Source organism: Leptothrix ochracea (assembly GCF_041083635.1).
Taxonomy (GTDB): Bacteria; Pseudomonadota; Gammaproteobacteria; order Burkholderiales; family Burkholderiaceae_C; genus Sphaerotilus; species Sphaerotilus ochraceus.
The window spans coordinates 1-25,698 of sequence record NZ_JBFPHB010000021.1; the positions used below are offsets into that span (position 1 = coordinate 1).

The window sequence follows — 25,698 nt, forward strand, 5'->3', positions numbered from 1 at the left end:
ACCGCGCACGGGGAGATTTTCAAAAAGGAATTTGTTCAGTTCGGACATGGTGTGTCTTGGCTCAGGTTGATGACCACGGATGCAACTCGCGCGCGAAGCGGCGGGCATTGTCCACGTAATGGGCGGCACCTCGGCTGAAGCGGGCGATTTCTTCGGCGCTCAAGGGTCGAACCACCTTGGCGGGACTGCCCATGATCAGCGACCCAGCGGGGAACGCTTTGCCTTCGGTGACGAGCGATCCGGCCCCGACCACACAGTTGGGGCCGATGCGGGCGCGATTCAAGAGGATGGCGCCGATACCGATCAGTGAGCCGTCGCCGATCTCGCAGCCGTGCAGCATGCAGCGGTGGCCGACGGTGACGTCGTTGCCGATGCGCAACGCCATGCCGGCATCGGTATGCAGAACGCTTTGATCTTGGATGTTGCTGCGCTCGCCGATCAGCAGCCGGTCGGTATCACCGCGCAGCACGCAGCCGAACCACACACTGCTATCCATGCCGATCTCAATCTGGCCGATCAGTTGAGCGTCGGGTGCCACCCAGACGCTGGGATGAAGCTTGGGGGCATGGTTGCCGAGTTGGTAAAGGGCCATGATGAAACCTGTTGGAAAGCGGATTGAAAAGCGGATTGAAAGTCAAGATGGGCAAAATTGTAGGGATGGAGCTGAGACAACTTGCCTTGGAGGCCCTGTGCCTCACTGACCCCACCGCCAAACTGGCGGCCGTGCATGGCTTATGGGCCCAGCGACAGGCTCTGCCACTCGTGACGGCAGCCATCCCTGTGACGCCGGACCGTGTCTCCCAAGTGCCCGGTCGCCCGGATCGGCCGCAACGCATTGAGCCCTCCAAAGTACCCTCGCGCTCGCCCTTCACCCCTGAAGGCCGGGCGGCGTTGTTGCATGCGATCGCGCACATCGAATTCAATGCCATCAACTTGGCGCTTGACGCGGTGTGGCGCTTTGATGACTTGCCCGAAGCGTTCTACTTGGACTGGCTACACGTGGCCGAAGAAGAGGCCAACCACTACAGCTTGCTGGTCGAGCATATGGCCCCCATGGGGTACGCCTACGGCGACTTCGACGCCCATGACGGCTTGTGGTTGATGGCCATGCGCACCCAAGACAGTGTGCTGGCCCGCATGGCCTTGGTGCCGCGCACGCTCGAAGCGCGCGGTCTCGATGCCACGCCCGCCATCCGGGCCAAGCTGGCACAGGCGGGGGATGCGCGCGCGGGGGTGATTTTGGACCTGATCTTGCGCGAAGAAATCGGCCATGTGGCCATCGGCAACCGTTGGTATGCCTGGGCTTGCGAGCAAGCGGGTATCACCGATCATGAAGCGCACTATCGCGAACTCTTGCACCACCACGGTGCACCATGGCCACGTGCCATGAACCATGCTGCACGCCTCGAAGCGGGCTTCACGGCGGAGGCGTTATCCGCTTTAACGGCCGTCTCAGCTCAGCGTCATAACCATGCCTGGCCTCGGCGGTGACAATCTGCACCATGACTGAGGATTTGTAGCCGTGCATATTTCCAACCTGACCTTGGCTGACATTCTGACGCGCGATGTCGCCTGCATCGATATCGATGCTTCCGCTGAAGCGGCGCGTCAGCAGTTGTGTGAGCCAACCATCGGTGCTGTGGTGGTCTTGGCTGGGATGCGTCCTGTGGGGGTGATCACCGGACGGGATTGGGTTCGGGGATATGCCCAAGGCATGCGTTCGGTGCGTGAGGTGATGGGGCCCATGTGGGTCGAGCCCATGCATGCCGACTATCGCGGTGCTTATCGCCGCATGGTGATGGGGGCCGTGCGGCTGGGGGTGGTGGTGGATGCCGCCGGTGAACTGGCTGGGATCGTCACCGAAGAAAATTTCATGCGCCATCTGGGCACAGAATTTCTCTGGCATTTGCGGCATGTCGATCAGGCCATGACGCAGGAGGTGTTGGTGCTGGAAGTGCCGGCGCTGGCGTCGGTGGCGTTGCAGCAACTCGATGCCACCGCGTCGTCGTGTTTGGTGTTGATGGCCAACGGTGTCCCAGTGGGCATGTTGACCGAGCGTGATTGGGTGCGTTGGTTGCCCATGTTGCAGCCCGACACCCCCGTCACGGCGATCATGAGCAGCCCGATTGAAACGGTGCAAGCCAACGCCTCGTTGGTCCAGGCCTATGACCAGATGAGTGCTCGACGCATGAGCCAATTGGTGGTGCTTGATGGCCGGGGTAACTTGCAGGGATTGCTGCGTCGGCAAGACATCGTGCGCTTGATCTACGAGCGCTGGGTGGAGCGCCTCCAAAGCCAAGAGCAACTTCATTTGCTGCATGCTTTTCTGGATCACTCCAGTGAGGCTTTTTTTGTCTCGCGTGTCACCGATGGGCGGCTGGTTTATGTGAATCAGCAGTGCTGTACGTTCAGCGGCTACACCCAAGCTGAGTTGTTGCGCATGCGGGTGCAAGACATCTCGGACATCTACACCACCGACACTTTCACCGAGCGTCTTCAAGAATACCGCCGCGTGGGGCGATTGGTGTTTGAGACCAAGCATCGCTGTGCCGATGGCCGCCATGTGCCTGTGGAGGTGAGCCTGAGCTATGTGACGGGGCCACTGGGCGATCACACCGTGGGGGTGGTGCGTAGCCTAGAAGAGCGTGAGCGCATCGCGTTGAGCCTGCTTGAGGCCGAGGATCGTTGGAAGTTCGCCATCGAAGCCACAGACCGAGGGGTGTGGGATTGGCATGTCCAGACCGACCATATTTATCTCTCGCCCAAATGGAAGGGCATGCTGGGCTTTGAAAGCGATGAATTGCCCAGCCAGATCGGATCGTGGTGGTCCCACATTCATCCCGATGATTTTGCCGGGGTGCAAGAGGCCATCGACCGGCACGTTCGCGGTGAGGTGGATGTCTATCGCTGTGATCACCGCTTGCGTTGCAAAGACGGTGCTTACCGTTGGGTGCAGTCGCGTGGCAAGGTGGTGACGCGTGACGCCGAGGGACAGGCTCTGCGCATGATTGGCACCCACACCGACATCACCGAGCGCAAACGCATTGATGCCGAGTTGGCGCTGCGTGAACGCATGGCGCGCTCGCTGCTGTTGCTTTCGCAAGCCTTGGAAAGGGCGCAGACCCTGAAAGAAATCCAACAAGCCGCCCAACATGAGGTTCAGCTCATTTTGGGGTTGCCGCGTTTTTGGCTTCATCAGCTCCATGACACTCAAACGCAGCCCGAGCAGAGAAGTCCCCTGCAAATTCCATCGGTCATGGGCATGTTGATGGCCTCACCGTCGGAGCTGATTTGTATTGCCGATGTCGGGCAGGAACCGCGCACTGCTTTGATGGCCGACATGGGCTATCAAAGCATGTTCGGCATGAGTTTGTGCCAGAACGAAGTTTCCTTGGGGGTGTTGGGTTCGGCCATGCTGGTGCATGAAGAGGGCCGTCAGAAGTTCTCCTCCATTGAGCTGGAGTACCTCTCCAGTTTGGGGGGGCGGGTGGCTGCGGCCTTGGAGCGTGTGCAAGTGCACGCCGAGTTGCAGCAAGCGGTGGAGCAGTTGCGGGCCAGCGAAGCGGTGCTGCGCCATGCCCAGTCGATTGCTGAAGTGGGCAACTGGGTGTGCGAGTCCGATACCGGCTTATTCATCGATTCGGGACCCTTGGCACGTGCACTGGGCCGCGAGCCGCATGAGCACTTCACGTTCGAAGACTTGCTCAACGTGGTGCATCCTGAGGATCGCCTGCGGGTGATCCAGCATTGGAAGCCGGTGCCGGATCGTCAGCCGCGAGAAATCGAATTTCGTTACCTCTCCGCCGGTCAAATTCGCTGGGTGCAAATCCGGGCCGAAGCCCAGTTCAACGACGCCAACTGGATCACCCGGGTGGTGGGTGTGAGCCGGGATATCACCAAACGGCGCTTGGCCGAGCTGATTCAACGCACCCGACTGGCCGTGCTTGATCGCGTGGTGCGCGCGGACCCACTGGCCCAAGTGCTCGAAGAAGTGGCGCATCGTTTAGAGGAGGTGCATGCCGAGTGGCATGTCTCCATCGTGCTGGTGATGCCCGATAACCGGCTGCATACCGTGGCCGCACCCACCTTGCCGATGTGGTACACCGAGCTGGTGGATAGCCTCACCATCGGCGTCGGTGTGGGTTCCTGTGGCACGGCCGCTTATTTGGCCGAATCGGTCTGGGTGGAGGATGTGCAAGTCAGTCCGTATTGGCAAGACTTCCGCGCCCAAGCGGAACAGATGGGGGTGCGTTCGTGCTGGTCCACGCCGTTCAAAGATGAAGGCGGTCGGGTGTTGGGGACTTTTGCGGTGTACCGCGCGCACGTGGGGCTGCCCAATCAAGCCGAGGTTGATCTGCTGACGGAGTTTGTCGATATCGCTGCCTTGGCCGTGCAGCGGGTGCGAGCGGGTGAAGCCTTGCGTCAAGCCGCCGCCGTGTTTGAAAGCACCCATGACGGTGTGCTGATCACCGATCTGAACGCCAACATCGTGGCCGTCAACCAAGCTTATTGCCGCATCACGGGCTATGGCGAACAGGCTTTGCTCGGTCAAAGCCCGAGCATGTTGAAGTCCGGGCGACATGACGCCGATTTTTACGATCATTTATGGGCTGATGTGAGGGCCCAAGGGTACTGGCAGGGCGAAATGTGGAACCGCCGCCGCAGTGGCGAGCTCTATCCACAATGGTTGACGATCAATACCGTGCGTGATGAGCGCGGTGAGCCCAGTCATTACGTCGGGATTTGCACCGACATCACCCGTATCAAGCAGTCTGAGCAGCAACTTGAGCACTTGGCGCATTACGACCCGCTCACGGGGTTGCCCAATCGTTTGTTGGCGCAGTCGCGCTTGTGTCATGCCTTGGAGCGGGCCTCAGCACCACAGGCCGGTACCAACAGCGGTGCTTTGGCGGTGCTCTTCATTGATCTGGATCGCTTCAAAACGGTCAATGACAGTCTGGGCCACCCGGCTGGGGATGAGTTGTTGGCGGGTTTTGCCCGGCGCATCCAAGCGCTGCTGAGCGAGGTGGACACCTTGGCCCGTTTGGGCGGCGATGAGTTCTTGTTGTTGCTCGAAGACATCCAGAGTCCGGCGCAAGTGGCTGCACAGGCACAGGCCTTGCTTGACGCCTTGGTGCCCCCGTTTTTGCTCTCTTCGGGTCAAGTGCTCTATGTGACCGCCAGCATCGGTGTGAGCCTTTATCCCGAAGATGGGCGCAGTGCTGATGAGCTGATCCAGCATGCGGATTCGGCCATGTACCAATCCAAGGCTCAGGGGCGCAATGCCTATCACTTCTACACCGAAGCTCTGACCCAAGCCGCGCATGAACGCTTGGAGCTGGAGTTGCAAATGCGCCGCGCCTTGGCACGTGACGAATTCCATCTGCATTACCAGCCGATTCTGCCCACCTACCGCGATGGTTGGGTGGGCGTGGAGGCTTTACTGCGTTGGGATTGTCCTGGCCGTGGGCCGGTGGATCCCTTGCGCTTTATCACTTTGGCCGAGGAAACCGGGCTGATCGTGCCTTTGGGCGCTTGGGTGTTGCGCGCCGCTTGTCGGCAGGCGCGGCAGTGGTTGGATACTGGTCAACCCTTGTGCGTGGCGGTCAATCTTTCGGCGCGGCAATTTATGCAGTCCGATCTCGTCAAGACGATTGCCGAGATCTTGGGCGAGACGGCGTTGCCACCGCAATGGTTGGAGTTGGAAATCACCGAGAGCATCCTCATGGCCTATCCCGAGGGCGCCATCGAAACCTTGCGTCAGTTGCGGGCGCTGGGCCTGCGCTTGTCGATCGATGACTTTGGCACCGGGTACTCCTCACTGGCGTATCTGACACGCTTCACGGTGGATAAGCTCAAGATTGATCAGAGCTTTGTCAAAGGCTTGCCACAGCAGCAAAGTCAGTTGGCCATCGTGCGGGCCATCATCAACATGGCCCATAGCTTAGGCATGGTGACGTTGGCTGAAGGGGTGGAGAACGCGGCGCAGTACCGTGCTTTGCGGCGAGCTGGCTGCGATTTGATGCAAGGCCACTGGTTCTCTCCGGCGTTATCGGCCGATGCGGTCCAGCAGTGGGTCATGGAAGCTCGGGAGCGTCACACGACATGTCTGGTGCCTGTCGTCGCGCTTGAAAAAGACGTCGCTCACACGCGCCATCCCCGCATCGTCCGCAAACGTGATGCCAGTTGGATGAAGCCGAATTGACGGATCGTGCCTTGGCCTTGGGGTGCGCCGCCGCCCGATCAGCGCCTAAGGCCTGATCCACCGCGCTTTGCTGCTCGGTCAGCGTGGTGCGACGGATCACTGCGAAGTTCAAATTGGCGCTCAGCAAGGCTTGGCGCCAGCGACCGAGTCGGGCGCTTTGAGCCGGCGAGGCGCTGCTCAGTAGGCACAACAGCACCAAGGTCGGCAACGGGTCGCGGATCGCAAGGATCTGTTCGGGCTCAATGTCCGAACACATCAGATCCAGCGTGATCACTGTGGCCGTGGCGGTGTTGGCGGCTGTACGGATGACGATGACGTGGGCTGTTGCTGAAGGGTGTACTGCACCAAGATCTCATCCGGCTTGATCATGCCGAGCTCACCCCGAGCCTTTTCCTCGACCATCTCCAGCCCCTCTTGCAGATCGCGCACTTCCGCCGTAAGGCGAGCGTTGTGCTCGCGTTGCTCGGCGTTGCTTTGCTGCTGCTGGGCCAGTTGCCGGTTCAGATCCATGACCCGGCCCATGCCCCCACGCCCGAACCAGAGTTCGGCGTGCACCAGACCCAACAACACGAGCAAGGTGATGGTGACAACACGCATGGGGGATGAGGCTTTTCTTCAGCAGAGAGAAGACGTGATCAGCGCAGGTTGTAGAACGCGCTACGACCGGGGTACACGGCCACTTCGCCGAGGTCTTCCTCGATGCGCAGCAGTTGGTTGTACTTGGCCATGCGGTCCGAGCGGCTCATCGAGCCGGTCTTGATCTGACCCGCGTTCAAGCCCACCGCGATGTCAGCAATGGTCGAGTCTTCGGTTTCACCCGAGCGGTGCGACACCACAGCGGTGTAGCCGGCGCGCTTGGCCATCTCGATGGCGGCGAAGGTCTCGGACAGGGTGCCGATTTGGTTGATCTTGATCAGGATCGAGTTGGCGATGCCTTTCTCAATGCCTTCTTTCAAGATCTTGGTGTTGGTGACGAACAGGTCGTCGCCGACCAGTTGCACCTTCTTGCCCAAGCGCTCGGTCAGGATCTTCCAGCCGTCCCAGTCGCTTTCGTGCATGCCGTCCTCGATCGAGATGATCGGGTACTTGTCCACCCACGTGGCCAGCATGTCGGTCCATTGGGCCGAGGTCAGCTTGATGCCGCCTTCGCCTTCGAGCACGTACAGGCCGTCGTGATAGAACTCGCTGGCCGCGCAGTCCAGACCCAGCGCGATCTGGGTGCCGGGGGTGTAGCCGGCTTTTTCGATGGCTTGCAGGATCAACTGGATCGCCGCTTCGTGGCTTTCAACGCTGGGGGCAAAGCCGCCTTCGTCGCCCACGGCGGTGCTCATGCCCTTGTCGTGAATGATCTTCTTGAGCGCGTGGAAGGTCTCAGCACCCCAGCGCATGGCTTCGCGGAACGACGGTGCGCCCACGGGGATGATCATCAACTCTTGCAAGTCGAGGTTGTTGTTGGCGTGTTCACCGCCGTTGATGACGTTCATCATCGGCACCGGCAATTGCACCCCGCCCATGCCGCCGAAGTAGCGGTACAGCGGCAGGCCGGCTTCTTCAGCCGCAGCACGCGCCACGGCCATCGACACAGCCAGCATGGCGTTGGCGCCCAGGCGACCCTTGTTGTCGGTGCCGTCCAAGTCGATCAAGGTCTTGTCCAAGAACGCTTGTTCCGAAGCATCCAAGCCCAGCACGGCTTCGGAGATTTCGGTGTTGATGTTGTTGACCGCCTTCAGGACGCCCTTGCCGAGGTAACGGCTCTTATCGCCGTCACGCAGTTCAATGGCTTCGCGCGAACCGGTGGACGCGCCTGAGGGCACAGCAGCGCGGCCCATCACGCCGCTTTCCAGCAGCACATCACATTCCACGGTCGGGTTGCCCCGGCTATCCAGAATTTCGCGACCGACGATATCAACGATGGCACTCATGCAATCACTCCAGGTTTGAAAAATCGTTTTCGAGCAGCGGCTGGGCCTTGACGACGCGGTCCAGCGCTTTGAGTTGTTCGAGCAGGGCTTTCATGCGCTTCAGGGGCACGGCGTTGGGGCCGTCGCTGAAGGCCTGGGCCGGATTCGGGTGGGTTTCCATGAACAAACCGGCCACGCCGGCCGCCACGCCGGCCCGGGCCAGCACCGGCACCATCTCGCGCGCGCCACCGCTGGTGCTGCCAAGCCCACCGGGCTTTTGCACCGAGTGGGTGACATCGAACACCACCGGCGCACCCGAGTTGCGCATCTCGGCCAGGCTGGTCATGTCGGCCACGAGGTTGTTGTAGCCGAAGCTCACCCCGCGCTCGCAGGCCATGAAGCGGTCTTCCGACAGGCCGGCTTCGCGGGCAGCGGCGCGGGCCTTGTCGAGAACGTTTTTCATGTCCCAGGGCGCAAGAAACTGGCCCTTCTTGATGTTGACCGGCTTGCCCGACTTGGCCACGGCGTGGATGAAGTCGGTCTGGCGGCACAGAAAGGCCGGGGTTTGCAGCACATCGACCACGCTGGCCACTTCGGCAATCTGCGCCTCGTCATGGACGTCGGTCAGCACGGGCAGGCCGGTCTGGCGACGCACCTCATCGAGGATCTTCAGGCCGGCTTCCATACCGACACCGCGCTTGCTGGTGCCGGAGGAGCGGTTGGCCTTGTCGAAGCTGCCCTTGTAGATCAGCGGGATGCCTAAGCTGTCGCAGGCTTCCTTGAGCTGTCCGGCCACGTCGAGCGAGATTTGCAGCCCCTCGATCGAACAGGTGCCGGCGATCAGGAAGAAAGGCCGGTCCAGGCCGACGTCGAAGCCGCACAGTCTCATGCCGATTCCGCCTCATCACCAAGTTGCTCGGCCACCTGCGCCATCATGGCTTGGTGGTGGAGGGCCGCAGCCACAAAGCTGTTGAACAGCGGGTGTCCGTCCCAAGGGGTCGATGTGAATTCGGGGTGGAACTGCACGCCCACGAACCACGGATGCGCTTCGGTGGGCAGCTCAATCATCTCGGTGAGCTTTTCACGCTGCGTGATGGCACTGATGATCAAGCCGGCTTGCTGCAAGCGATCCAGATAAAGCTCGTTGGCTTCATAGCGGTGGCGATGACGTTCGGTCACCACGTCGCCGTAGATCTTCTGCGCCAAGGTGCCGGGCTTGACGTCCGAGCTTTGCGAGCCCAGACGCATCGTGCCGCCCAAGTTGGAGCTGGCGTCACGCTTTTGGATCGAGCCGTCGGCGTCTTGCCATTCGTCGATCAGAGCGATCACCGGATGCGGCGTTTCAGGATCGAACTCGGTTGAGTTGGCCCCGGTCAAACCGGCCTTGTTGCGAGCGTATTCGATCGTGGCCACTTGCATCCCGAGGCAAATGCCGAGGTAGGGAATGCCGTTTTCACGCGCATAACGCGCCGCGGTGATCTTGCCTTCGACGCCGCGCTTGCCGAACCCGCCCGGCACCAAAATGGCGTCGTAGCGTGCCAGTTGTTCGGCGTTGTCGTCCGTGAGCGATTCCGAATCAAAGTACTCGATGTTGACGCGCACGTGGTGGTGGATCCCTGCGTGGCGCAGCGCCTCATTGAGCGACTTGTAGGAGTCGGACAGGTCGGTGTACTTGCCGCACATGGCGATGGTCACGTCGCCGCGCGGATGCTCGACTTCGTAGACCAGCTTGTCCCAACGACGCAGGTGGGCCGGGCGGGTGAGCAATTGCAGCTTCATGCAAATCAGCTCGTCCAGACCCTGCTCGTGCAGCATGCGCGGCACTTTGTAGATCGTGTCCGCGTCCCACACCGAGATGACCCCTTGGGGTGCGACGTTGGTGAAGAGCGAAATCTTCTCGCGCTCTTCGTCAGGGATCGGGCGATCCGCACGGCACAGCAACGCGTCGGGCTGCAAGCCGATTTCGCGCATCTTCTGCACGGTGTGCTGCGTGGGCTTGGTTTTGAGCTCGCCAGCGGCCGCGATCCACGGCACATAGGTCAGATGCACAAAGGCCGAGTTGGTCGGCCCAAGCTTCAGGCTGAACTGCCGCACGGCCTCCAAAAAGGGCAGGGACTCGATGTCGCCCACCGTGCCGCCGATTTCGCAGATGGCCACATCCACCGCTTCAATCTGGCTGTCAGGCATCAGGCCTGCACCGCGCTTGATGAAGGTTTGGATCTCGTTGGTGACGTGCGGGATCACCTGCACGGTTTTGCCGAGGTAGTCGCCGCGACGTTCTTTTTCTAGAACGGTCTTGTAGATTTGTCCGCTGGTGAAATTGTTGCTGCGACGCATCCGCGCTGTGATGAAGCGCTCGTAGTGGCCCAGGTCCAGATCTGTTTCGGCCCCGTCGTCTGTGACGAAGACCTCACCGTGTTGGAACGGCGACATCGTGCCCGGATCCACGTTGAGGTAGGGATCGAGCTTGATCAGGGTGACCTTCAGGCCGCGCGATTCGAGGATGGCTGCCAATGAGGCGGCGGCAATGCCCTTGCCGAGAGAGGACACCACGCCACCAGTGACGAAGACAAACTTGGTCATGTCAGAAGGCCCACGCTTACGAAGAGATCGCTCGGAAGTTGTTCCAAGTCGCCTCCCCCGAATGGGCCGTGATGGTAAACCGCGATTATAGGCGGGCGGGGGTGGTCGGCCCCATGCCTTGTTTATGCAGATTTCATCTCGGCCAACAAGTCGAGCACCGTGGCAGCACTCTCTTCGGGGTGTTCCAGCGGAAAAAGGTGGCTGCCTTCGATCCAGCGCAAGCGGCCTTTGGTCAGGCTTTGGGTGGCGGCCATGCCGACTTGACGGATCTCACGGCTGCGGGTGCCGCCCACAAAAGCCACCGGCGCTTTGGGGGGATGGCGCTTGAGCAGGTGGGGCATGTGATGCGGCAAGGTGTTGTAGATCCGGCTCTCGACGTGTCGATCAAAGGCCAAGTGCACGCCGCCGCCTTCGCCGGGGGCGGCCTCCAAGCCGCAAGCCATGTAGTCCTCCAGCACGCGCCTCGGCCAACGGGCAAAGAGCGGTTTGCTGGCGAAGTGCGCCAGAGCCTCGTCGGCGCAGGCCCAGCGTTCACGGCGACGGTGTGAAACCTGCGCGGGCGAAAAGCGCTTGATGAGTCCCGTGGCCTTGGCGAACTGCACGGTGGTGGCGCGCCAGCCGGCCACCACGGGGGAGTCGAGCAAGACCACGCCTCGCACCCACTCAGGCCGCTGGCAGGCCAGCAACAAGCTCACAAAACCACCCATCGAGTGACCCACCAGATACACCGGGCCGGTTTGCAGCGCTTCGATGAAGGCGCGCAGCTCATCGCTCAGATGCGGCCAGTTGCTGCTGACTGGAAAACGCGGGTCGTGGCCGAATTTGGGCAAGGCTTCCACCCGCCAGCCCGCTTGGCGCCAGATCTCGAACAAGGCGTTGTAGGTGCCTGCGGGAAAGCTGTTGCCGTGAGAAAAAACCAAAGTAGGTGAGGTGGGTGAAGTGAGGGATGTCATGACGCTGAATGCTTTATTTTTACCCGGGTATAATTGATCATCAACTCAATCCCGAGCGTGAAAGATCATCGTATGGATTCTTCTTACACCCAGCCCACATGGATCGCCTTTGTGGCGTCGCGCCGACTCGCCATCGGCACCCCCACCGAGGTGGCGACAGCCGTTAAGGCGCACTTCGAGGCCTCTCCCGACGCAGGTGTCTTGATCTTCGATGCGCACAGCAGCACACCAGTGGAGCTCGATACCCGTGGCACGCTCGACGCGGTCTTGAGCCGTTTGCCCATACCGCCGATGCCTACGGTGCGCACACCCGGTCGGCCCAAGCTGGGCGTGGTGGCGCGGGAGGTGACTTTGTTGCCCCGGCATTGGGACTGGCTGGCCGCGCAGCCGGGTGGGGCTTCGGTGACGCTGCGCAAACTGGTCGAGCAAGCGCAGCGTGCACATCGCCAAAGCGATCAGATGCGCCAAGCCCGTGACGCTGCCTACCGCTTTATGCACGCCATCGCGGGCAACGAGTCGGGCTTTGAGGAAGCCTCGCGGGCGCTGTTTGCCGACGATAGGGCCCGGTTGCAAGCTTGTTTGGCCCCTTGGCCGGCCGATGTGCGTGAACACACCTTGAACCTCGTCCAAGGCACGGGTGTTGGCCTATAGTCCGCACCCTGTTTCAAACCCTCGAACCCTTTTTTCTATTTCTGATCTGCCATGTCCGCCACACCCGCTTGCCCCCAATGCACCCTTGAAAACACCTACCAAGACGGCGACAACTTGGTCTGCGCCGACTGTGGCTTTGAGTGGCCCGCCGTTGCTACGGCCGCCGCCGGCGACGACGAAGCCGATGCGGTTATCAAGGACGCCAACGGTCAAGTCTTGGCCGATGGCGACGCCGTGGTGCTCATCAAAGACCTGAAGGTCAAGGGCTCTTCGATCACCTTGAAGCAAGGCACCAAGGTCAAAAGCATCCGCTTGGTCGGTGGCGATCACGAAGTGGACTGCAAGATGGACGCTGGCAACTTCATGCTGAAGGCGTGTTTCCTGAAGAAGGTGTGAGCAGCCTGAATGCGTGGGCGGCTCCCCAGTCGCCCATGGCTTGCAAGATGGGTTCCAGTGATTGCCCCAAAGGGGTGACGCTGTAGACCACGATCAGCGGTTTGGCTTGAACCTGTTCGCGCTCAATCAAGCCGAGCCGTTCAAGATCACGCAACTCTTGGGTCAGCACCTTTTTACTGATACCGGGCATCATGCGTTCCATCTGACCGAAGCGTTCGATGCCGTGGGTGATGGCCCAAAGGATCACCATTTTCCATTTGCCACCGATCAGTTGCAGGGTGGCTGATACCGGGCAGCGATAACCGCCGGTGGCGGGCATGGGTGGGTTTTCCATGGTTTCCTTCAGGTAACTACTTGAGATTGGTGAATTCATGGTTAAGCTGCGCGATTGGATGTCTTATCAATCGTAGATAAAGCAAGTAGAAACACCATGGATAATAAAGAAGTCGCTTTGACCGTTTCGCGTTCGATCATGAATGGCGATTGGAAAACTTTGGATGGATTGTTGGCTGACGATTTTACATATACCGGTGATGGCTTGGTTTTTACCAAGAGTCAATATATCGGTTTTATGCAGGATCTGAAAGCCGCGATGGCGAACATGCATATGGAGTTTACCCATGTGATGACCGATGGTGATTTGGTCAGTATTCGCTTTGTGACGACCGCAAAGAATACCGGCAAGTTCATGGGTGCTCCCGCCAGCAACAAGAATCTCACGATCAACGGCATTTTCATGCGCAAGATTTTGGGCGGCAAAGTGGTGCAGGAATGGCAAACCACTGATTTGCTCGGCATGATGACCCAAATGGGTTTTGGGGCGCTGTTTGGATATTCGGTGGCGGTGGGATTGTTCAAAATCAATCCCAAGCCGCCAGTCATGAAACCCTACTGACGAGGGTTGCCCCAGATTAGACGATTTTTTCGTTCGGGGTGGTGATCTTGCGCACCGTCTCGAAGCGGCCCGAGCCCACCATCAGCGGATGGTCAGCGTCGCCACCGTCCCAGCGCGGATCGTCGATGGCTTCAAAGACTTCGCGCAGGCGCTGACCCCACGTGGTGTGGATCATTTTGAAGTAGGGGTTGTCGTCGTCGATGCAGACCACCTGATCGGCCTTGAAGCTGCCTTCTTGGTAGACCACCAAATCGAGGGGCAGACCCACGCTCAAGTTGGATTTGAGGGTCGAATCCATCGAGACCAAGGCGCACTTGGCGGCTTCGTCCAGCGGGGTGATGGGCGTGAGGACGCGGTCGAGGATCGGCTTGCCGTATTTGGATTCACCCACTTGGAAAAAGCACGTTTCGCGCGTGGCTTCGATGAAGTTGCCCGCCGAGTAGACCAAGAACATGCGCATCGCTTCGCCCTTGATCTGCCCCCCGAAAATCATGGAAACGTTGAAGTCGATGCCCGCAGCGCGCAGCGCGGGGCCGTCTTGTTCGTAGACCCGGCGCACGGCCGAGCCCAGCACGCGGGCAGCGTCGAACATGCTGGTGGCGTTCCAGATCGTGATCGGCTCGTTGTCGCCGTTGTGGATCTTCTCCACCTGCAAGATCTCGCGCACCGACTGGCTGATGCTCAGGTTGCCGGCCGACAGCAGCACCATGAAGCGGTCGTCAGCCTTCTCGTAGACCATCATCTTGCGAAAAGTCGAGATGGCGTCCACGCCCGCGTTGGTGCGTGAGTCCGAGAGAAAAACGAGGCCAGCGTTGAGCCGGATGCCGATGCAGTAGGTCATGGTGGTACAGCTTGAGAGTGAAACGGAGTTATGAAAGCAGGGCCTTGAGGCGATAGAGCGCGTCCAGCGCCTCACGCGGCGTGAGCAGATCGGGATCGAGTTCGATCAGCGCGTCCAAGGCCGGGGCGTTGGGTGGGGCAGTTTCTGGGACGACTTCTGGGACAGTTTCTGGGAAGGTCTCTGGGACGGTTGCGGGGCTGGCAAAGAGATCGATCTGCGCTTGGCCCGTGCGGGCTTGGGATTCGAGGGCCGCCAAGGTGGTGCGCGCTTGGCGCAGCACGGTTTGGGGCATGCCCGCCAGTCGGGCCACTTGCACGCCGTAGCTTTTGCTCGCTGGTCCCGCTTCGATGGCGTGCAGAAAGACGATGTCGTCTCCGCGCTCAACCGCGCTCACATGCATGTTGGCGGCTTGCGGATGCCGGGTCGGAAAGGCCGTCAGCTCAAAGTAGTGCGTGGCAAACAGCGTGAAGGCGTGATTGCGGTTGTGCAGGTGGCTGGCGATCGAATCCGCCAGCGCCAAGCCGTCGAAGGTCGAGGTGCCCCGGCCGATTTCGTCCATCAAGACCAGTGAATGTGCGCTGGCGCTGTGCAAAATCGCCGCCGCCTCGGTCATCTCCAGCATGAAGGTCGATTGAGCGTTGGCCAGATCGTCGGCCGCGCCGATGCGGGTGTGGATGGCATCGATGGGCCCGAGTCGGCAACTGCGGGCTGGCACGAAGGAGCCGACCGCCGCCAACAGCACGATCAGGGCCACTTGGCGCATGAAGGTGCTTTTGCCGCCCATGTTGGGGCCAGTGACGATCAACATGCGCCGACCCAAGTCCATGCGGCAGTCGTTGGCGATGAAGGTTTGACCGGCCTCGGCCAGACGGGCTTCGACCACCGGATGCCGGCCGGCTTCGATCTCGATGCACGGCGGGTGGACGAAGCTGGGGGCGCACCAGTTCAAGGTGTTGGCGCGCTCCGCCAAACAGGCCAGGGCGTCCAAACTGGCCAAGGCCTCGCCCACATGCACAAGGCTTTGGACATGGGCTTGCAAGGCGTCGAGCACCTGCTCAAACAGCCACTTTTCGCGCGCCAAAGCCCGGTCTTGGGCCGAAAGCGCTTTGTCTTCAAAGGCTTTGAGTTCGGGCGTGATGTAGCGTTCGGCGTTCTTCAGCGTCTGGCGGCGTTGGTAGTCGGCCGGTACCCGGTCCAGACCGCTGCTGGTGACTTCGATGTAGAAGCCGTGCACCTTGTTGAACTGCACGCGCAAGTTGCCGATGCCGGTGCGGCTGCGCTCGCGGGTTTCCAGATCGAGCAAGAAGGTGTCGCAGTGCTGGCTGATGTTGCGCAGCTCGTCAAGCTCAGCGTCAAAGCCGGGCGCGATCACGCCGCCGTCGCGCAGCAGCACCGCCGGCTCAATGGCGATGGCCTGATGCAGCAGGGCGTGGATGGCCGGATCGGGTGCCAACGCGGCGTGCAGCTGGTCCAGCAGCATGGAGCCTCCTTGGGTCGCCACAGAGGGTACGTGCTGGCGCAGTTCGGGCAGCGCGGCCAAGGTTTCGCGCAGGCCGGAGAGCTCGCGCGGGCGCACCTGACGCAAGGCGATGCGCGCGCTGATGCGCTGCACATCGGCCACGCCGCGCAGGGCTTCGCGCAGGCGCTCAAAGCCGTGGACGTGCAGGGTTTGGATGGCGCTGTGGCGCTCTTGGGCTGGGCTGCGGTCGCGGCTCGGATGCGTCAGCCAGTGGCGCAGCAAGCGGCTGCCCATGCCGGTGCGGCAGGTGTCGAGCAACGACAGCAGTGTCGGGCTGCGTTCGCCGCGCAGGGTGCTGGTGAGTTCGAGATTGCGATGGGTGGCCGGCGGCAGGTCGATCAGCGCGTCGCTTTGTTCGACGTGCAGCGTGTTGACGTGCGCCAAGGCTCGGCCTTGGGTGTGCTCGGCGTAGCTCAGCAAGGCGCTGGCCGCCGCGTGCGCCAAGGACAAATCCTCGGCCTTGAAACCGGCCAAATGGGCCACGCCCAGTTGTTCGCACAGTTTGCGCTGCCCCAAACTGGCCTCGAACTGCCAGACCGGCCGAGGGGTGATGGCCGCGCCGCAGTCGCGCACGGCAGCCGGTAAACGCTCGCCGTGGACCAGCACTTCGGCTGGGGCCAAGCGGGCCAGCCACGCGGGCAGTTCGGCTTGGCTGCATTCGCACAAGCCCAGCGGCCCGCCGGTGAGCGATAACCAGGCCAAACCAAAGCGCAGGTTGGCGTGGTCTTTGGCCCGGCTGGAGGACGCTGTCAGGGCCAGCAGGCGTGTTTCGGTGCGTTCGTCGAGCAGTTCGGTGTCGGTGACGGTGCCGGGCGTGACCACCCGCATCACCTTGCGCTCCATCGGCCCCTTGGTGGCCCCCGGCTCGCCGACTTGTTCAGCAATCGCGACCGCCTCGCCCAAGCGGATCAGCTTGGCCAGATAGCTTTCCAAGGCATGCACCGGCACGCCCGCCATCACCACCGGCTCGCCTGCGCTTTGGCCCCGGGTGGTCAGGGTGATGTCGAGCAAGCTGTGGGCCCGGCGGGCGTCGTCGAAGAACAGCTCGTAAAAGTCGCCCATGCGGTAGAACACCAACGCGTCCGGATGCGCCGCCTTGATGCTCAAGTACTGCGCCATCATGGGGGTGTGGGCGGTGGGGTCAGAAGCCATGCTGGGTCGGGTGGGGGTGAAAAGGGGAGAAGGGTCAGGGCCGTTCAATCAAGATGGCGCGGAAGTCGTTCACGTTGGTGAGCGTCGGGCCGGTGATGATGGCGTCGCCCAAGGCTTGGAAGAAGCTGTGGCCGTCGTTGCGATCGAGACTGTCTTGGGGTGCGATGCCCAGCGCCCAAGCGCGCTCCAGCGTGTTGGGGGCGAGGTAGGCGCCGGCAATCTCTTCTTGACCATCCACGCCGTCGGTGTCACCGGCAAGGGCGTGGATACCGGGCTCGCCTTTCAAGGCCACACCCAGCGCGAGTAGACATTCAACGTTGCGCCCACCCCGACCTGTGCCGCGCACGGTCACGCTGGTCTCCCCGCCCGAAAGCAGCACGCACGGGGCTTGGAAGGGCTGGTTGCGGCGCGCCACTTGCAGCGCGATGGCCGCCAGCACCTTGGCCACATCGCGCGCCTCGCCTTCGAGGCTGTCGCCCAAGATCCACGCCGAAAGGCCCGCGTCTTGTGCCACGCGCGCAGCCGCTTCGAGCGCCTTTTGTGGGGTGGCGATCAGGTGGGTTTCGGCTCGGGCCAGACGCGGATCGCCGGGTTTGATCGATTCACCGCGACCGCTGCTCAAGGTGGCCATCACGCTCTCAGGCACCGGGATGGCGTAGCGCCGCAGGATGGTCAAGGCGTCCAAGCAGGTGCTGGTGTCGCCCACGGTCGGGCCCGAGGCAATATCGACCGGCTGGTCGCCGGGGACGTCGGAGATCAGCAGGGTGATGACGCGCGCTGGGTCGCACGCGGCGGCCAGACGTCCGCCCTTGATGGCGGAGAGATGACGCCGCACGGTGTTCATCTCGCCAATCGACGCCCCTGAGCTTAGAAGGGCGCGGTGCACCGCTTGTTTATCGGCCAGCGAGATGCCGTCCAGCGGCAGGGGCAGCAGCGCTGAGCCGCCGCCCGAGATCAGGCACAGCACGGTATCGTTGACTGAAAGGCCGCGCACTTTGTCGAGCATGCGCTCGGCCGCTGCCAGACCTTGGGCATCGGGCACCGGGTGCGCCGCTTCGACGATCTCGATGTGCTGGCAGGGCACAGCATGGCCGTAGCGGGTCACCACCAGCCCTTCAAGCCGTGCGGTCTCCGTATCCGGCCAGTGCGCTTCCACGCAGCGCGCCATCTCGGCCGAGGCCTTGCCTGCGCCCAGCACGATCAGTCGGCCGCCAGCGGACAAGCTGGCCCGCAAGGCCATGAGATAGGGGGGCAGGCAGTGCCTCGGTTGCGCCGCCTCGATGGCGGCGGCAAACATGCGCTCTAGCAGCTCACGAGCGGTGCTGACGAGGGCGCTCACAAGGGGGCATCTTCAACGTCGGCCTTTTTGATGCGGCGCACCACCTTCTTGACAGGGATGGCGTCGGCAACGGCGGCGGATGTGGGGGCGGGCGATGATGGGTCCATCGCTGCGGCCAAGGCATCGATGGGGGTCAGGCCTTCGGTGGCGGCACCGTCTTCAGCCGGGGCGTCTTCCTTGATGACGCGGGTGTGCGGCGCCAAGATGCGCACCAATTGGGCGTAGATCTTGGGGTTGGCGGCGATGATTTCGCGCTGGTAGAGGAAGTCCGGCTCGCCGGTGAAATTGCCGACCAAGCCGCCAGCTTCGGTGATGATCAACGAGCCTGCCGCGCAGTCCCAGGGCGACAGGCCCGTTTCAAAGAAACCGTCGTACCAGCCCGCAGCCACGTAGCAAAGATCCAGCGAGGCCGCACCCGGGCGACGCAGGCCGGCGCAGTTTTGCATCACTTCCTCAAAGATCTTCAGATAACGCTTGAAGTTGTCCCCCTTGCGGAAGGGGAAGCCCGTGCCGATGAGCGAGTCTTGCAAGCGGATGCGCTTGGAGACACGCAGGCGCTTGTCGTTCAAGAAAGCGCCCCGGCCCTTGGTGGCGTAGAACAAGTCGTTGCGCGTGGGGTCGTACACCACCGCTTGCTCGATCTTGCCCCGGAAAGCGAGGGCGATGGAGACGGCGTAGACCGGCAAACCGTGGATGAAATTGGTGGTGCCGTCGAGCGGATCGATGATCCAGAGGTATTCGCTGTCACGCGCCCCAAAGGTGCGGCCCGATTCTTCACCCAAGATACCGTGGCCGGGAAAGGCTTCAAGCAAGGTTTGGATGATGGCTTGCTCGGCGGCACGGTCCACTTCGGTCACAAAGTCGTTGTGGCTCTTGGCCGTCACCGAGATCCGGTCCAGATCCATGCTGGCGCGGTTGATGATGGCACCGGCGGTGCGTGCTGCCTTGATGGCAATGTTGAGCATCGGGTGCAGATTGGATTGCGACATGGCAGGCAGGCTCTCGGCGGCTGGAAAAGAAGATGAAAAAACGGGTCTAGCGATGAAAAGAACGCAAAGGCCGCAGGGCGGCCTTCTAAGATGCGCCCATTTTACCTGCCGCGCCTGCGAATGACCATGACTCCTGCTGATGTTCCCGAACCGCGAACTCGCTTTGTGTTGATCAACACCAGCCATCCCGGCAACGTGGGCTCCACCGCTCGCGCCATGAAGGTGATGGGTTTTTCTGAATTGGTGCTGGTGGCGCCGCGCTTTAAAGATGTCCTGAGTCGCGAAGAAACCGTCGCCATGGCCAGTGGTGCGGCCGATATCTTGGTGCGGGCTCGCATCGTTGATACCTTGGAAGAAGCGCTCGAAGGCGTGCAGGTGGCCTGTGCCACTGCCATGACGCCGCGCGACTTCGGCCCGCCGACGCGTTCACCTCGCCAAGCCTTGCCTAGCTTGGCGCAGCAGGGCGTCTCGGTGGCTTTTGTCTTTGGCAGCGAACGCTATGGGCTGTCGAGCGAGGACGTTTGGCGCTGCCATCAGTGCTTGTCCATTCCGACGCCACCCGATTACGGCTCACTCAACTTGGCCCAAGCGGTGCAGATCATGGCCTACGAATGGCGTGAGTCGCTGGGGGCGTTTCCGGTGCTGGAGCGCACCAAGCCGGCCAAGTTGGCCAGCCAAGAAGCCTTGCGCGGCACCTTGGCGCACTGGCGCGAGGCCCTGATCGCGGTGGGTTATTTGGACCCGGCTGTGCCGCGCAAGCTCATGCCGCGCCTGACGCAATTGCTGCTGCGTGCCCAGCCGACCGACGAAGAAGTTCACATCCTGCGGGGCATCGCTCGGGCCATGGATCCGCTCACTCGAAAGCCACCACCGAAGGCTTGAGATGGCTCTCTGAGCCCATGGTGTGCATTTGCACGGTTTCGTGCCAGACCTCATCGCTGTCACCGACCTCTTGGCTGTGGTCAAGCAAGTGATGCAATGTTTGGCGTTCAGCCACGATGTCACCCACCAAGACGTGATGGGCCCCGTAGGTGCGTTCGGCCAAGCTCAGGGCTCGACCGAGTTGGATCAAGGCTTCATCAAAGCGGCCCATGTGTTGCAACTCATTCGACTTGCGACGCCAGCGCTGAATACGATCCCGAGCTTCCTCCCGTTCCTGGGCATCGGGCACGGGCTGGGCGGTGGGATGCAAATCGGTCAGCGTTTTGAGCCAAACGCCGGCCAAGGGATGGTCCGCGCCCAAGGTGGTTTCCACGATGGCCAAGGCGCGTTGCAACAGAGGAATGGCTTGTTCGGTTTGACCCATGGCCTGATGGATTTCGGCCAAATGGGCCAGACACGTCGCCGTGCTGGGCCGATCAGGGCCGATGACCTGTTCTTCAAGTTGCAGCACCTGCACCATCAGTTGGGCCACGCCTTGAAGCTGCTCGCTCAGTGGCGGTACCGGCACCTCAGCCGCAGGGCCTGGCTTGGTCGCTGGCGGGTGAACGGTGACGGTGTCTTCTTGGAGGTTCAGGCCCTGCTGAAAAACCGCCAGAGCGTTGTCGTGCTGGCCCAAGTCTTGAAGAAGCACGCTCAGGTTGTTGCGAACTGTGGCGGTCTTGACGTGATCGGGCCCAAAGATCGTTTGGTAGATCGTCAAGGCGCGCTCCAACAAGGGCTGCGCCTTGTCGGGTTGATCGATGGCTTGATAGAGCAAGCCGAGATTGTTCAAGGTGGTGGCGGTGTTGGGGTGATCGGGGCCGAGCGTGTTTTCTTTCAGGCTCAGGGCCCGTTCAAAATAGGTCAGGGCCTCGTCGATTTGGCCCATCTCCTGGCACAGGGAGCCCAAATTGTTCAGGCTCGGTGCGATATCCGGATGGTGGGGACCAAAGGCCTTTTCTTGGATCACCAAAGCCCGGCTCAACAGCGTCATGGCTTGGTCGTGGCGGTGCATGGCCTTGTAGAGCAAGCCCAAGTTGTTCAGGCTGGTGGCGGTGTCTGGATGATCCACGCTCATGGTTTTTTCGCGGATATCGAGAGATCGCTGCAACAGCGCCATGGACGCTTCGTGCCGCCCCGTGACCTTGTAGAGCATGCCCAGTTTGTCGATGCTGAAGAGCAGGTCTTTGTGATCTTCGCTGAACATGCGCTCGCGCAGGCGCAAAGCGCGTTCAAGCAGCGGCATGGCTTGGTCAAACTGACCCAGATCTTTGTGCAAGCTACCGACGTGGCTGAGGCTGGTGGCCAGCACGGGTTCCAAGTGGGGCGCCTGTTCCCAAAGGGCCAAGGCTTGCTGGCAATACACCAAGGCCTGATCCAACTGGCCCAAGTCTTGAAGCACGAGGCCAAGACTGTCGAGACAGACTGCGCGTTCTAGCGGGTTGACTGGTTTGGCGGTTTCACACAAGGCCAAGGCGTGGCGGATCAAGGGACGTGCTTTGCGACTGCGGCCCATGTCTTTGTAAAGAAGGCCCAGATGATTCAGGTACGGGGCCAGCTCGGCTTTGTGGCGATCGTCGTGCAACGCGGCCTTCATCACCATCAAGGCATGTCGCATCAAGGGCAGGGCCTGATCAAAGTGCCCCATGTCGCGCCACACCTGTCCCAAATGGCTCAGGCTCAGAGCCAGTTCTGGATGGTCGGGACGCAAGAACTTCTGCCGGATCGCCAGCGCATGCTTAAGCAGCGTCAGCGCATCCTCATGCCGACCGATATCGCGGTAGAGCATGCCCAGCAAGTCCAGACTCAAGGCGGTGGCGGCATGCTCGGTGCCGAAATGTTGCTCGGCCAAGCTGCGTGCTTGCTTGAGGGCGACCAAGGCCAACTCGAAATGACCATGCGCTTGATCCTGTCGGCCTTGGGCATGCAACTGGCGAATGTCGGGCGGGTCCGGGTTGAAACCGCCGGTTTCACCCGGTTGAGCTTCGTCGTGGCGGGTGGGATGGCCTTGGGTCGAACGACGTGGATCGGGTGCAATACGCCCCAGAAAATAGCGGTTGGCTTTGGTGTCGGCGTGATCCGCGCCCAAGACGTGTTGCCGAATCTCCAAAGCGCGCTGGAAATAGGGGCGGGCGGCGTCAAAGTGGCCGTTTTCTTGGTGGATAAAGCCGATATTGTTCAACAAGATGGCCACCCCAAGATGTTGAACGCCGAGGCGCTGTTCGGTGATGGCCAGTGCGCGCTCGTACAACGGCAAAGCCTCATGACGCTGCCCCATCGCCTTGTGGATGGAGGCCAAATTGTTCAACGCCGCCGCAGTCTGCGAATGGGTCGGCCCAAAACGCTGTTCACGCAGCATCAGCGCCTTTTGCGCCAACGGCAAAGCGACCTGGAATCGACCGTCGCGGTACAGCCGCGCCGCCCGCCGATGCATGAAGGATGCGGTCAATGCATGGGTGAAATTTTTGGCCAAAGTCAGAGGCTGGTGGATGTTCATCGTCCGCTTCTATACTGCGCCGCGCTGGGCAAGTCCAGTGAGGTTCTGAGGTTGAAATGAAGCGTTACAAAGCTGCTCCAAGTCGTTGGTTGATTGCGGTCCCAAGTATGGCCTTGGCTGTGCTGACTTCGGTGCCCATTCAAGCTGAAACTGCCAACAAACCCACCATGGCGGCGCTGCTGGGCCAGTCTTCCGAGCAAGCGCTGGGGGTGGAAGGTATCCGTGAATTCCGCTTGGCCAATGGCTTGCAAGTGTTGCTGGCCCCCGACGATGCCAAACCGACCGTCACGGTGAATCTGACCTATCGCGTCGGCTCGCGCCACGAAAACTACGGCGAAACCGGCATGGCGCACTTGCTGGAGCACTTGATCTTCAAAGGCACGCCCAAGACGCCCAATGCTTTTGCTGAGTTCAACAAGCGCGGTTTCCGGGCCAACGGCAGCACGTGGTTGGACCGCACCAACTATTTCGCCAGCTTTGCCTACAACGAAGATCACCTGCGCTGGTTTTTGGGGTGGCATGCCGATGCGATGGTGCACAGCTTCATCGCCAAACGGGATCTCGATACTGAGATGACGGTGGTGCGCAATGAGATGGAGCGCGGCGAGAACGACCCGCAGTCCATCTTGATGGGCAAGACCTTGGCCAGCATGTACCAGTGGCACAACTACGGCAAAGACACCATTGGCGCGCGTGCCGATGTCGAAAACGTCGATATTGGCCGCCTGCAAGCCTTCTATCGCACGTGGTATCAACCGGATAACGCCACCTTGATCGTGACTGGCAAGTTCGACGAAGCCAAGGTGCGACGCTGGATCGAGACCGAATTTGGCCGCATCCCCAAGCCCAAGCGCGCTTTGCCGCGCTTTTACACCTTGGACCCGGTGCAAGACGGCGAGCGCAGCGTGACGCTGCGCCGGGTGGGCGGTACACCGATGCTGTTCTCGGCCTATCACGTCCCGCCAGGGCCGCATCCCGATACGGCGGCGATTGAAATGCTGGGCCTGATTCTGGGCGACACCCCGGGCGGGCGGCTGCATAAGCGCTTGGTCGAAGCCAAGTTGGCCGCTTCGATCTTTGCTTGGAACGCGGCGCTGGCTGATCCGGGTTTTGCGCTCTACGGCGTGCAAATCGCCCCGGGCGGTGATGTGGACAAAGCGCGCACTGCACTGCTTGCCACGCTCGAATCCATCGAAACCGAACCGATCACGATTCAAGAGTTGGAGCGCGCTCGCTCCCGCTGGCTGAAAGATTGGGACATGCAGTTCAACGACCCCGAGCGCGTTGGGGTGGCGTTGTCGGAGAGCGTGGCCCAAGGCGATTGGCGGCTCTTTTTCTTGCTGCGCGACCGGGTGCGCTCGGTCACGTTGACCGATGTCGAGCGGGTGGCGATGGAGCGTTTTCAAGCCTCGAACCGCACCTTGGCCACCTACCTCCCGACCGACAAGCCCAAGCGGGCCCCGGCGCCGAAGCGGGTCGATCTGGCGGCCGAGATGAGCACTTTTGTCGCTGGGCCTGCTTTGGCCAAGGGTGAAGCCTTTGATCCCGACCCGGCCTTGATCGACAAGCGTGTGCAGCGTTCTAGCTTGGCCGGTGGGCTGAAGCTGGCGCTGTTGCCCAAGTCCTCACGCGGGCAGTCGGTCAACGCGCAATGGGTGCTGCACTTTGGCGACGCTGAGTCGCTCAAAGGTCAGCGCAGTGTGGGCACCTTGTTGGCGGCCTTGCTTGATCGCGGCACCCGCACCTTGAGCCGCCAGCAAATCAGCGATTTGTTCGACGCGCTCAAGGCCGAGGTCTCGATCCACGGCGGGCCGGATGGGCTGGTGGTGCGCATGCATACCCAGCGCAGATACCTGCCCGATTTGATCGACTTGGTTGGGCAGATGCTGCGCGAGCCGGCCTTGAGCCAGACGGCGCTGGACGAATTGCGCAGCCAACTGCTGGCCGATCTGGCCTCGCAGCGCCAAGAGCCCGAAGCCTTGGCTGAGAACGCCCTACAGCGCCACGGCAACCCGTATCCCCGTGGCGACATTCGCCACGCCCGCAGCTTCGACGAGATCGAGGCCGATCTGCGCAGCGTCACGGTCGAGCAGTTGCAGGCGTTCCACCAGCGCTTTGTCTCGGCGCGCCACGCTGAGTTCGCTGCCGTGGGTGACTTTGACACCACCGCGGTGAAAACCGCACTTGGCTTGGCAATCCAGCCTTTAGCGGCCGAAGCACCGTACACCCGCGTGCCCACGCCGTTGGTGAAGGTACCGGCCACCAAGCTGACGCTGGCGCTGCCCGACAAGCAAAGCGCCACGCTGTTGGTGCGCCAAGCCGTCGAGCTCTCCGATGCTGATGTGGACTATCCCGCGTTGATGATGGCCAACTGGCTCTTGGGCGGCCCGGGGGGGGACTCCCGCCTGTGGCTGCGCATCCGCGAGAAGGAAGGTTTGTCCTACGACGTGCGCAGCCAGATCCAGTGGAGCAACGTCGAGCCCCATTCGATCTGGTCAGCCTCGGTCAGCTTTGCGCCGCAAAACGCTGTGCGGGTTGAAACCGCCTTCCGCGAAGAAGTTGCTCGGGCCTTCAAAGACGGCTTCACCGCCAAGGAACTGGCCTCGGGGCAGCAGAGTTTGCTCAGCTTTCGCAAACTCAGCCGCGCTCAGGACGGTGCTTTGGCCGCTGCCATGGTCAGTCAGCTTGAGCTGGGCCGAACCTTCGAGCAAACACGCAAGGTGGACGAGGCCATCGCTGGATTGAGCCTCGACCAAGTCAACGCCGCCCTGCGCCGCTACCTGCACCCCGACGACTTTGTGATGGCGTGGGCTGGAGATTTGAAGCCGTGATGCCGTGAAGCCGTGTCCGTAAAGC

At 61.5% G+C, this 25,698-nt stretch carries 19 protein-coding genes; 7 read left to right on the forward strand and 12 right to left on the reverse strand.

Annotated features, from left to right (window positions below; all coding sequences use genetic code 11):
- Positions 1-61: 61 nt before the first annotated feature.
- Entirely contained in the window at positions 62-592 is a 531-nt protein-coding gene (locus AB3X39_RS08235; protein WP_369416885.1) for a gamma carbonic anhydrase family protein, read from the reverse strand.
- A 65-nt stretch (positions 593-657) separates the two neighbouring features.
- Between AB3X39_RS08235 and AB3X39_RS08240 the strand changes: the two genes are divergently transcribed.
- The gene (locus AB3X39_RS08240) at positions 658-1,491 is read left to right on the forward strand and encodes a ferritin-like domain-containing protein (RefSeq protein WP_369417011.1); all 834 of its coding nucleotides are present in this window, start codon (positions 658-660) and stop codon (positions 1,489-1,491) included.
- 31 nt (positions 1,492-1,522) lie between these two features.
- The gene (locus AB3X39_RS08245) at positions 1,523-6,205 is read left to right on the forward strand and encodes an EAL domain-containing protein (protein ID WP_369416886.1); all 4,683 of its coding nucleotides are present in this window, start codon (positions 1,523-1,525) and stop codon (positions 6,203-6,205) included.
- Positions 6,206-6,475: 270 nt separating this feature from the next.
- Here the strand turns inward: AB3X39_RS08245 and ftsB are convergent, their stop codons facing one another.
- From ftsB to AB3X39_RS08270, 5 genes are all read right to left on the reverse strand, one after another.
- Positions 6,476-6,802, reverse strand: a complete 327-nt coding sequence (gene ftsB, locus AB3X39_RS08250) for a cell division protein FtsB (RefSeq protein WP_369416887.1) — start codon at positions 6,800-6,802, stop codon at positions 6,476-6,478.
- Positions 6,803-6,840: 38 nt separating this feature from the next.
- Positions 6,841-8,127 carry a phosphopyruvate hydratase gene (gene eno / locus AB3X39_RS08255; protein ID WP_369416888.1) on the reverse strand — a complete coding sequence of 429 codons (1,287 nt, stop codon included), beginning with the start codon at positions 8,125-8,127 and terminating at the stop codon, positions 6,841-6,843.
- A 4-nt stretch (positions 8,128-8,131) separates the two neighbouring features.
- Entirely contained in the window at positions 8,132-8,995 is an 864-nt protein-coding gene (gene kdsA / locus AB3X39_RS08260; protein ID WP_369416889.1) for a 3-deoxy-8-phosphooctulonate synthase, read from the reverse strand.
- On the reverse strand, positions 8,992-10,689 hold the full coding sequence (locus AB3X39_RS08265) for a CTP synthase (protein ID WP_369416890.1): 1,698 nt from the start codon (positions 10,687-10,689) through the stop codon (positions 8,992-8,994). Before AB3X39_RS08265 ends, kdsA begins: the two co-directional genes overlap by 4 nt.
- A gap of 122 nt (positions 10,690-10,811) precedes the next feature.
- Positions 10,812-11,642, reverse strand: coding sequence for an alpha/beta fold hydrolase (locus tag AB3X39_RS08270; RefSeq protein WP_369416891.1), 831 nt, complete (start codon positions 11,640-11,642; stop codon positions 10,812-10,814).
- A gap of 72 nt (positions 11,643-11,714) precedes the next feature.
- Here AB3X39_RS08270 and AB3X39_RS08275 point away from each other — a divergent pair, with 72 nt between their 5' ends.
- Together AB3X39_RS08275 and AB3X39_RS08280 are read left to right on the forward strand one after the other, a co-directional pair.
- On the forward strand, positions 11,715-12,293 hold the full coding sequence (locus AB3X39_RS08275) for a DUF2239 family protein (RefSeq protein WP_369416892.1): 579 nt from the start codon (positions 11,715-11,717) through the stop codon (positions 12,291-12,293).
- A gap of 51 nt (positions 12,294-12,344) precedes the next feature.
- A complete protein-coding gene (locus tag AB3X39_RS08280; protein WP_369416893.1) occupies positions 12,345-12,689 on the forward strand; it encodes a zinc ribbon domain-containing protein YjdM in 345 nt (114 codons plus the stop codon).
- On the opposite strand, the gene AB3X39_RS08285 is transcribed toward AB3X39_RS08280, so the two are convergent.
- On the reverse strand, positions 12,655-13,062 hold the full coding sequence (locus AB3X39_RS08285; RefSeq protein ID WP_369416894.1) for a winged helix-turn-helix transcriptional regulator: 408 nt from the start codon (positions 13,060-13,062) through the stop codon (positions 12,655-12,657). The two genes, AB3X39_RS08280 and AB3X39_RS08285, sit on opposite strands and share 35 nt — an antisense overlap.
- 57 nt (positions 13,063-13,119) lie before the next feature.
- Here AB3X39_RS08285 and AB3X39_RS08290 point away from each other — a divergent pair, with 57 nt between their 5' ends.
- Entirely contained in the window at positions 13,120-13,584 is a 465-nt protein-coding gene (locus tag AB3X39_RS08290; RefSeq protein WP_369416895.1) for an ester cyclase, read from the forward strand.
- A 16-nt stretch (positions 13,585-13,600) separates the two neighbouring features.
- Here the strand turns inward: AB3X39_RS08290 and AB3X39_RS08295 are convergent, their stop codons facing one another.
- Genes AB3X39_RS08295 through AB3X39_RS08310 form a run of 4 tightly spaced genes read right to left on the reverse strand, consistent with a single transcriptional unit; the run spans position 13,601 to position 19,424 of the window.
- On the reverse strand, positions 13,601-14,425 hold the full coding sequence (locus AB3X39_RS08295) for a proteasome-type protease (RefSeq protein ID WP_369416896.1): 825 nt from the start codon (positions 14,423-14,425) through the stop codon (positions 13,601-13,603).
- Positions 14,426-14,453: 28 nt separating this feature from the next.
- Positions 14,454-17,096: a DNA mismatch repair protein MutS gene (gene mutS / locus AB3X39_RS08300; protein WP_369416897.1), complete on the reverse strand. Its 2,643-nt coding sequence runs from the start codon at positions 17,094-17,096 to the stop codon at positions 14,454-14,456.
- Positions 17,097-17,130: 34 nt separating this feature from the next.
- A complete protein-coding gene (locus AB3X39_RS08305) occupies positions 17,131-18,393 on the reverse strand; it encodes a glycerate kinase type-2 family protein (RefSeq protein ID WP_369417012.1) in 1,263 nt (420 codons plus the stop codon).
- Between the two features lie 38 nt (positions 18,394-18,431).
- Positions 18,432-19,424, reverse strand: a complete 993-nt coding sequence (locus AB3X39_RS08310) for an inositol monophosphatase family protein (protein WP_369416898.1) — start codon at positions 19,422-19,424, stop codon at positions 18,432-18,434.
- A 126-nt stretch (positions 19,425-19,550) separates the two neighbouring features.
- On the opposite strand from AB3X39_RS08310, the gene AB3X39_RS08315 reads away from it, so the two are divergent.
- The gene (locus tag AB3X39_RS08315) at positions 19,551-20,306 is read left to right on the forward strand and encodes an RNA methyltransferase (protein ID WP_369416899.1); all 756 of its coding nucleotides are present in this window, start codon (positions 19,551-19,553) and stop codon (positions 20,304-20,306) included.
- Here the strand turns inward: AB3X39_RS08315 and AB3X39_RS08320 are convergent.
- A complete protein-coding gene (locus AB3X39_RS08320; RefSeq protein ID WP_369416900.1) occupies positions 20,278-22,842 on the reverse strand; it encodes a tetratricopeptide repeat protein in 2,565 nt (854 codons plus the stop codon). The two genes, AB3X39_RS08315 and AB3X39_RS08320, sit on opposite strands and share 29 nt — an antisense overlap.
- Before the next feature lie 56 nt (positions 22,843-22,898).
- Between AB3X39_RS08320 and AB3X39_RS08325 the strand changes: the two genes are divergently transcribed.
- Complete coding sequence (locus AB3X39_RS08325; RefSeq protein WP_369416901.1) at positions 22,899-25,673, forward strand: M16 family metallopeptidase; 2,775 nt, start codon at positions 22,899-22,901, stop codon at positions 25,671-25,673.
- Positions 25,674-25,698 lie beyond the last annotated feature (25 nt).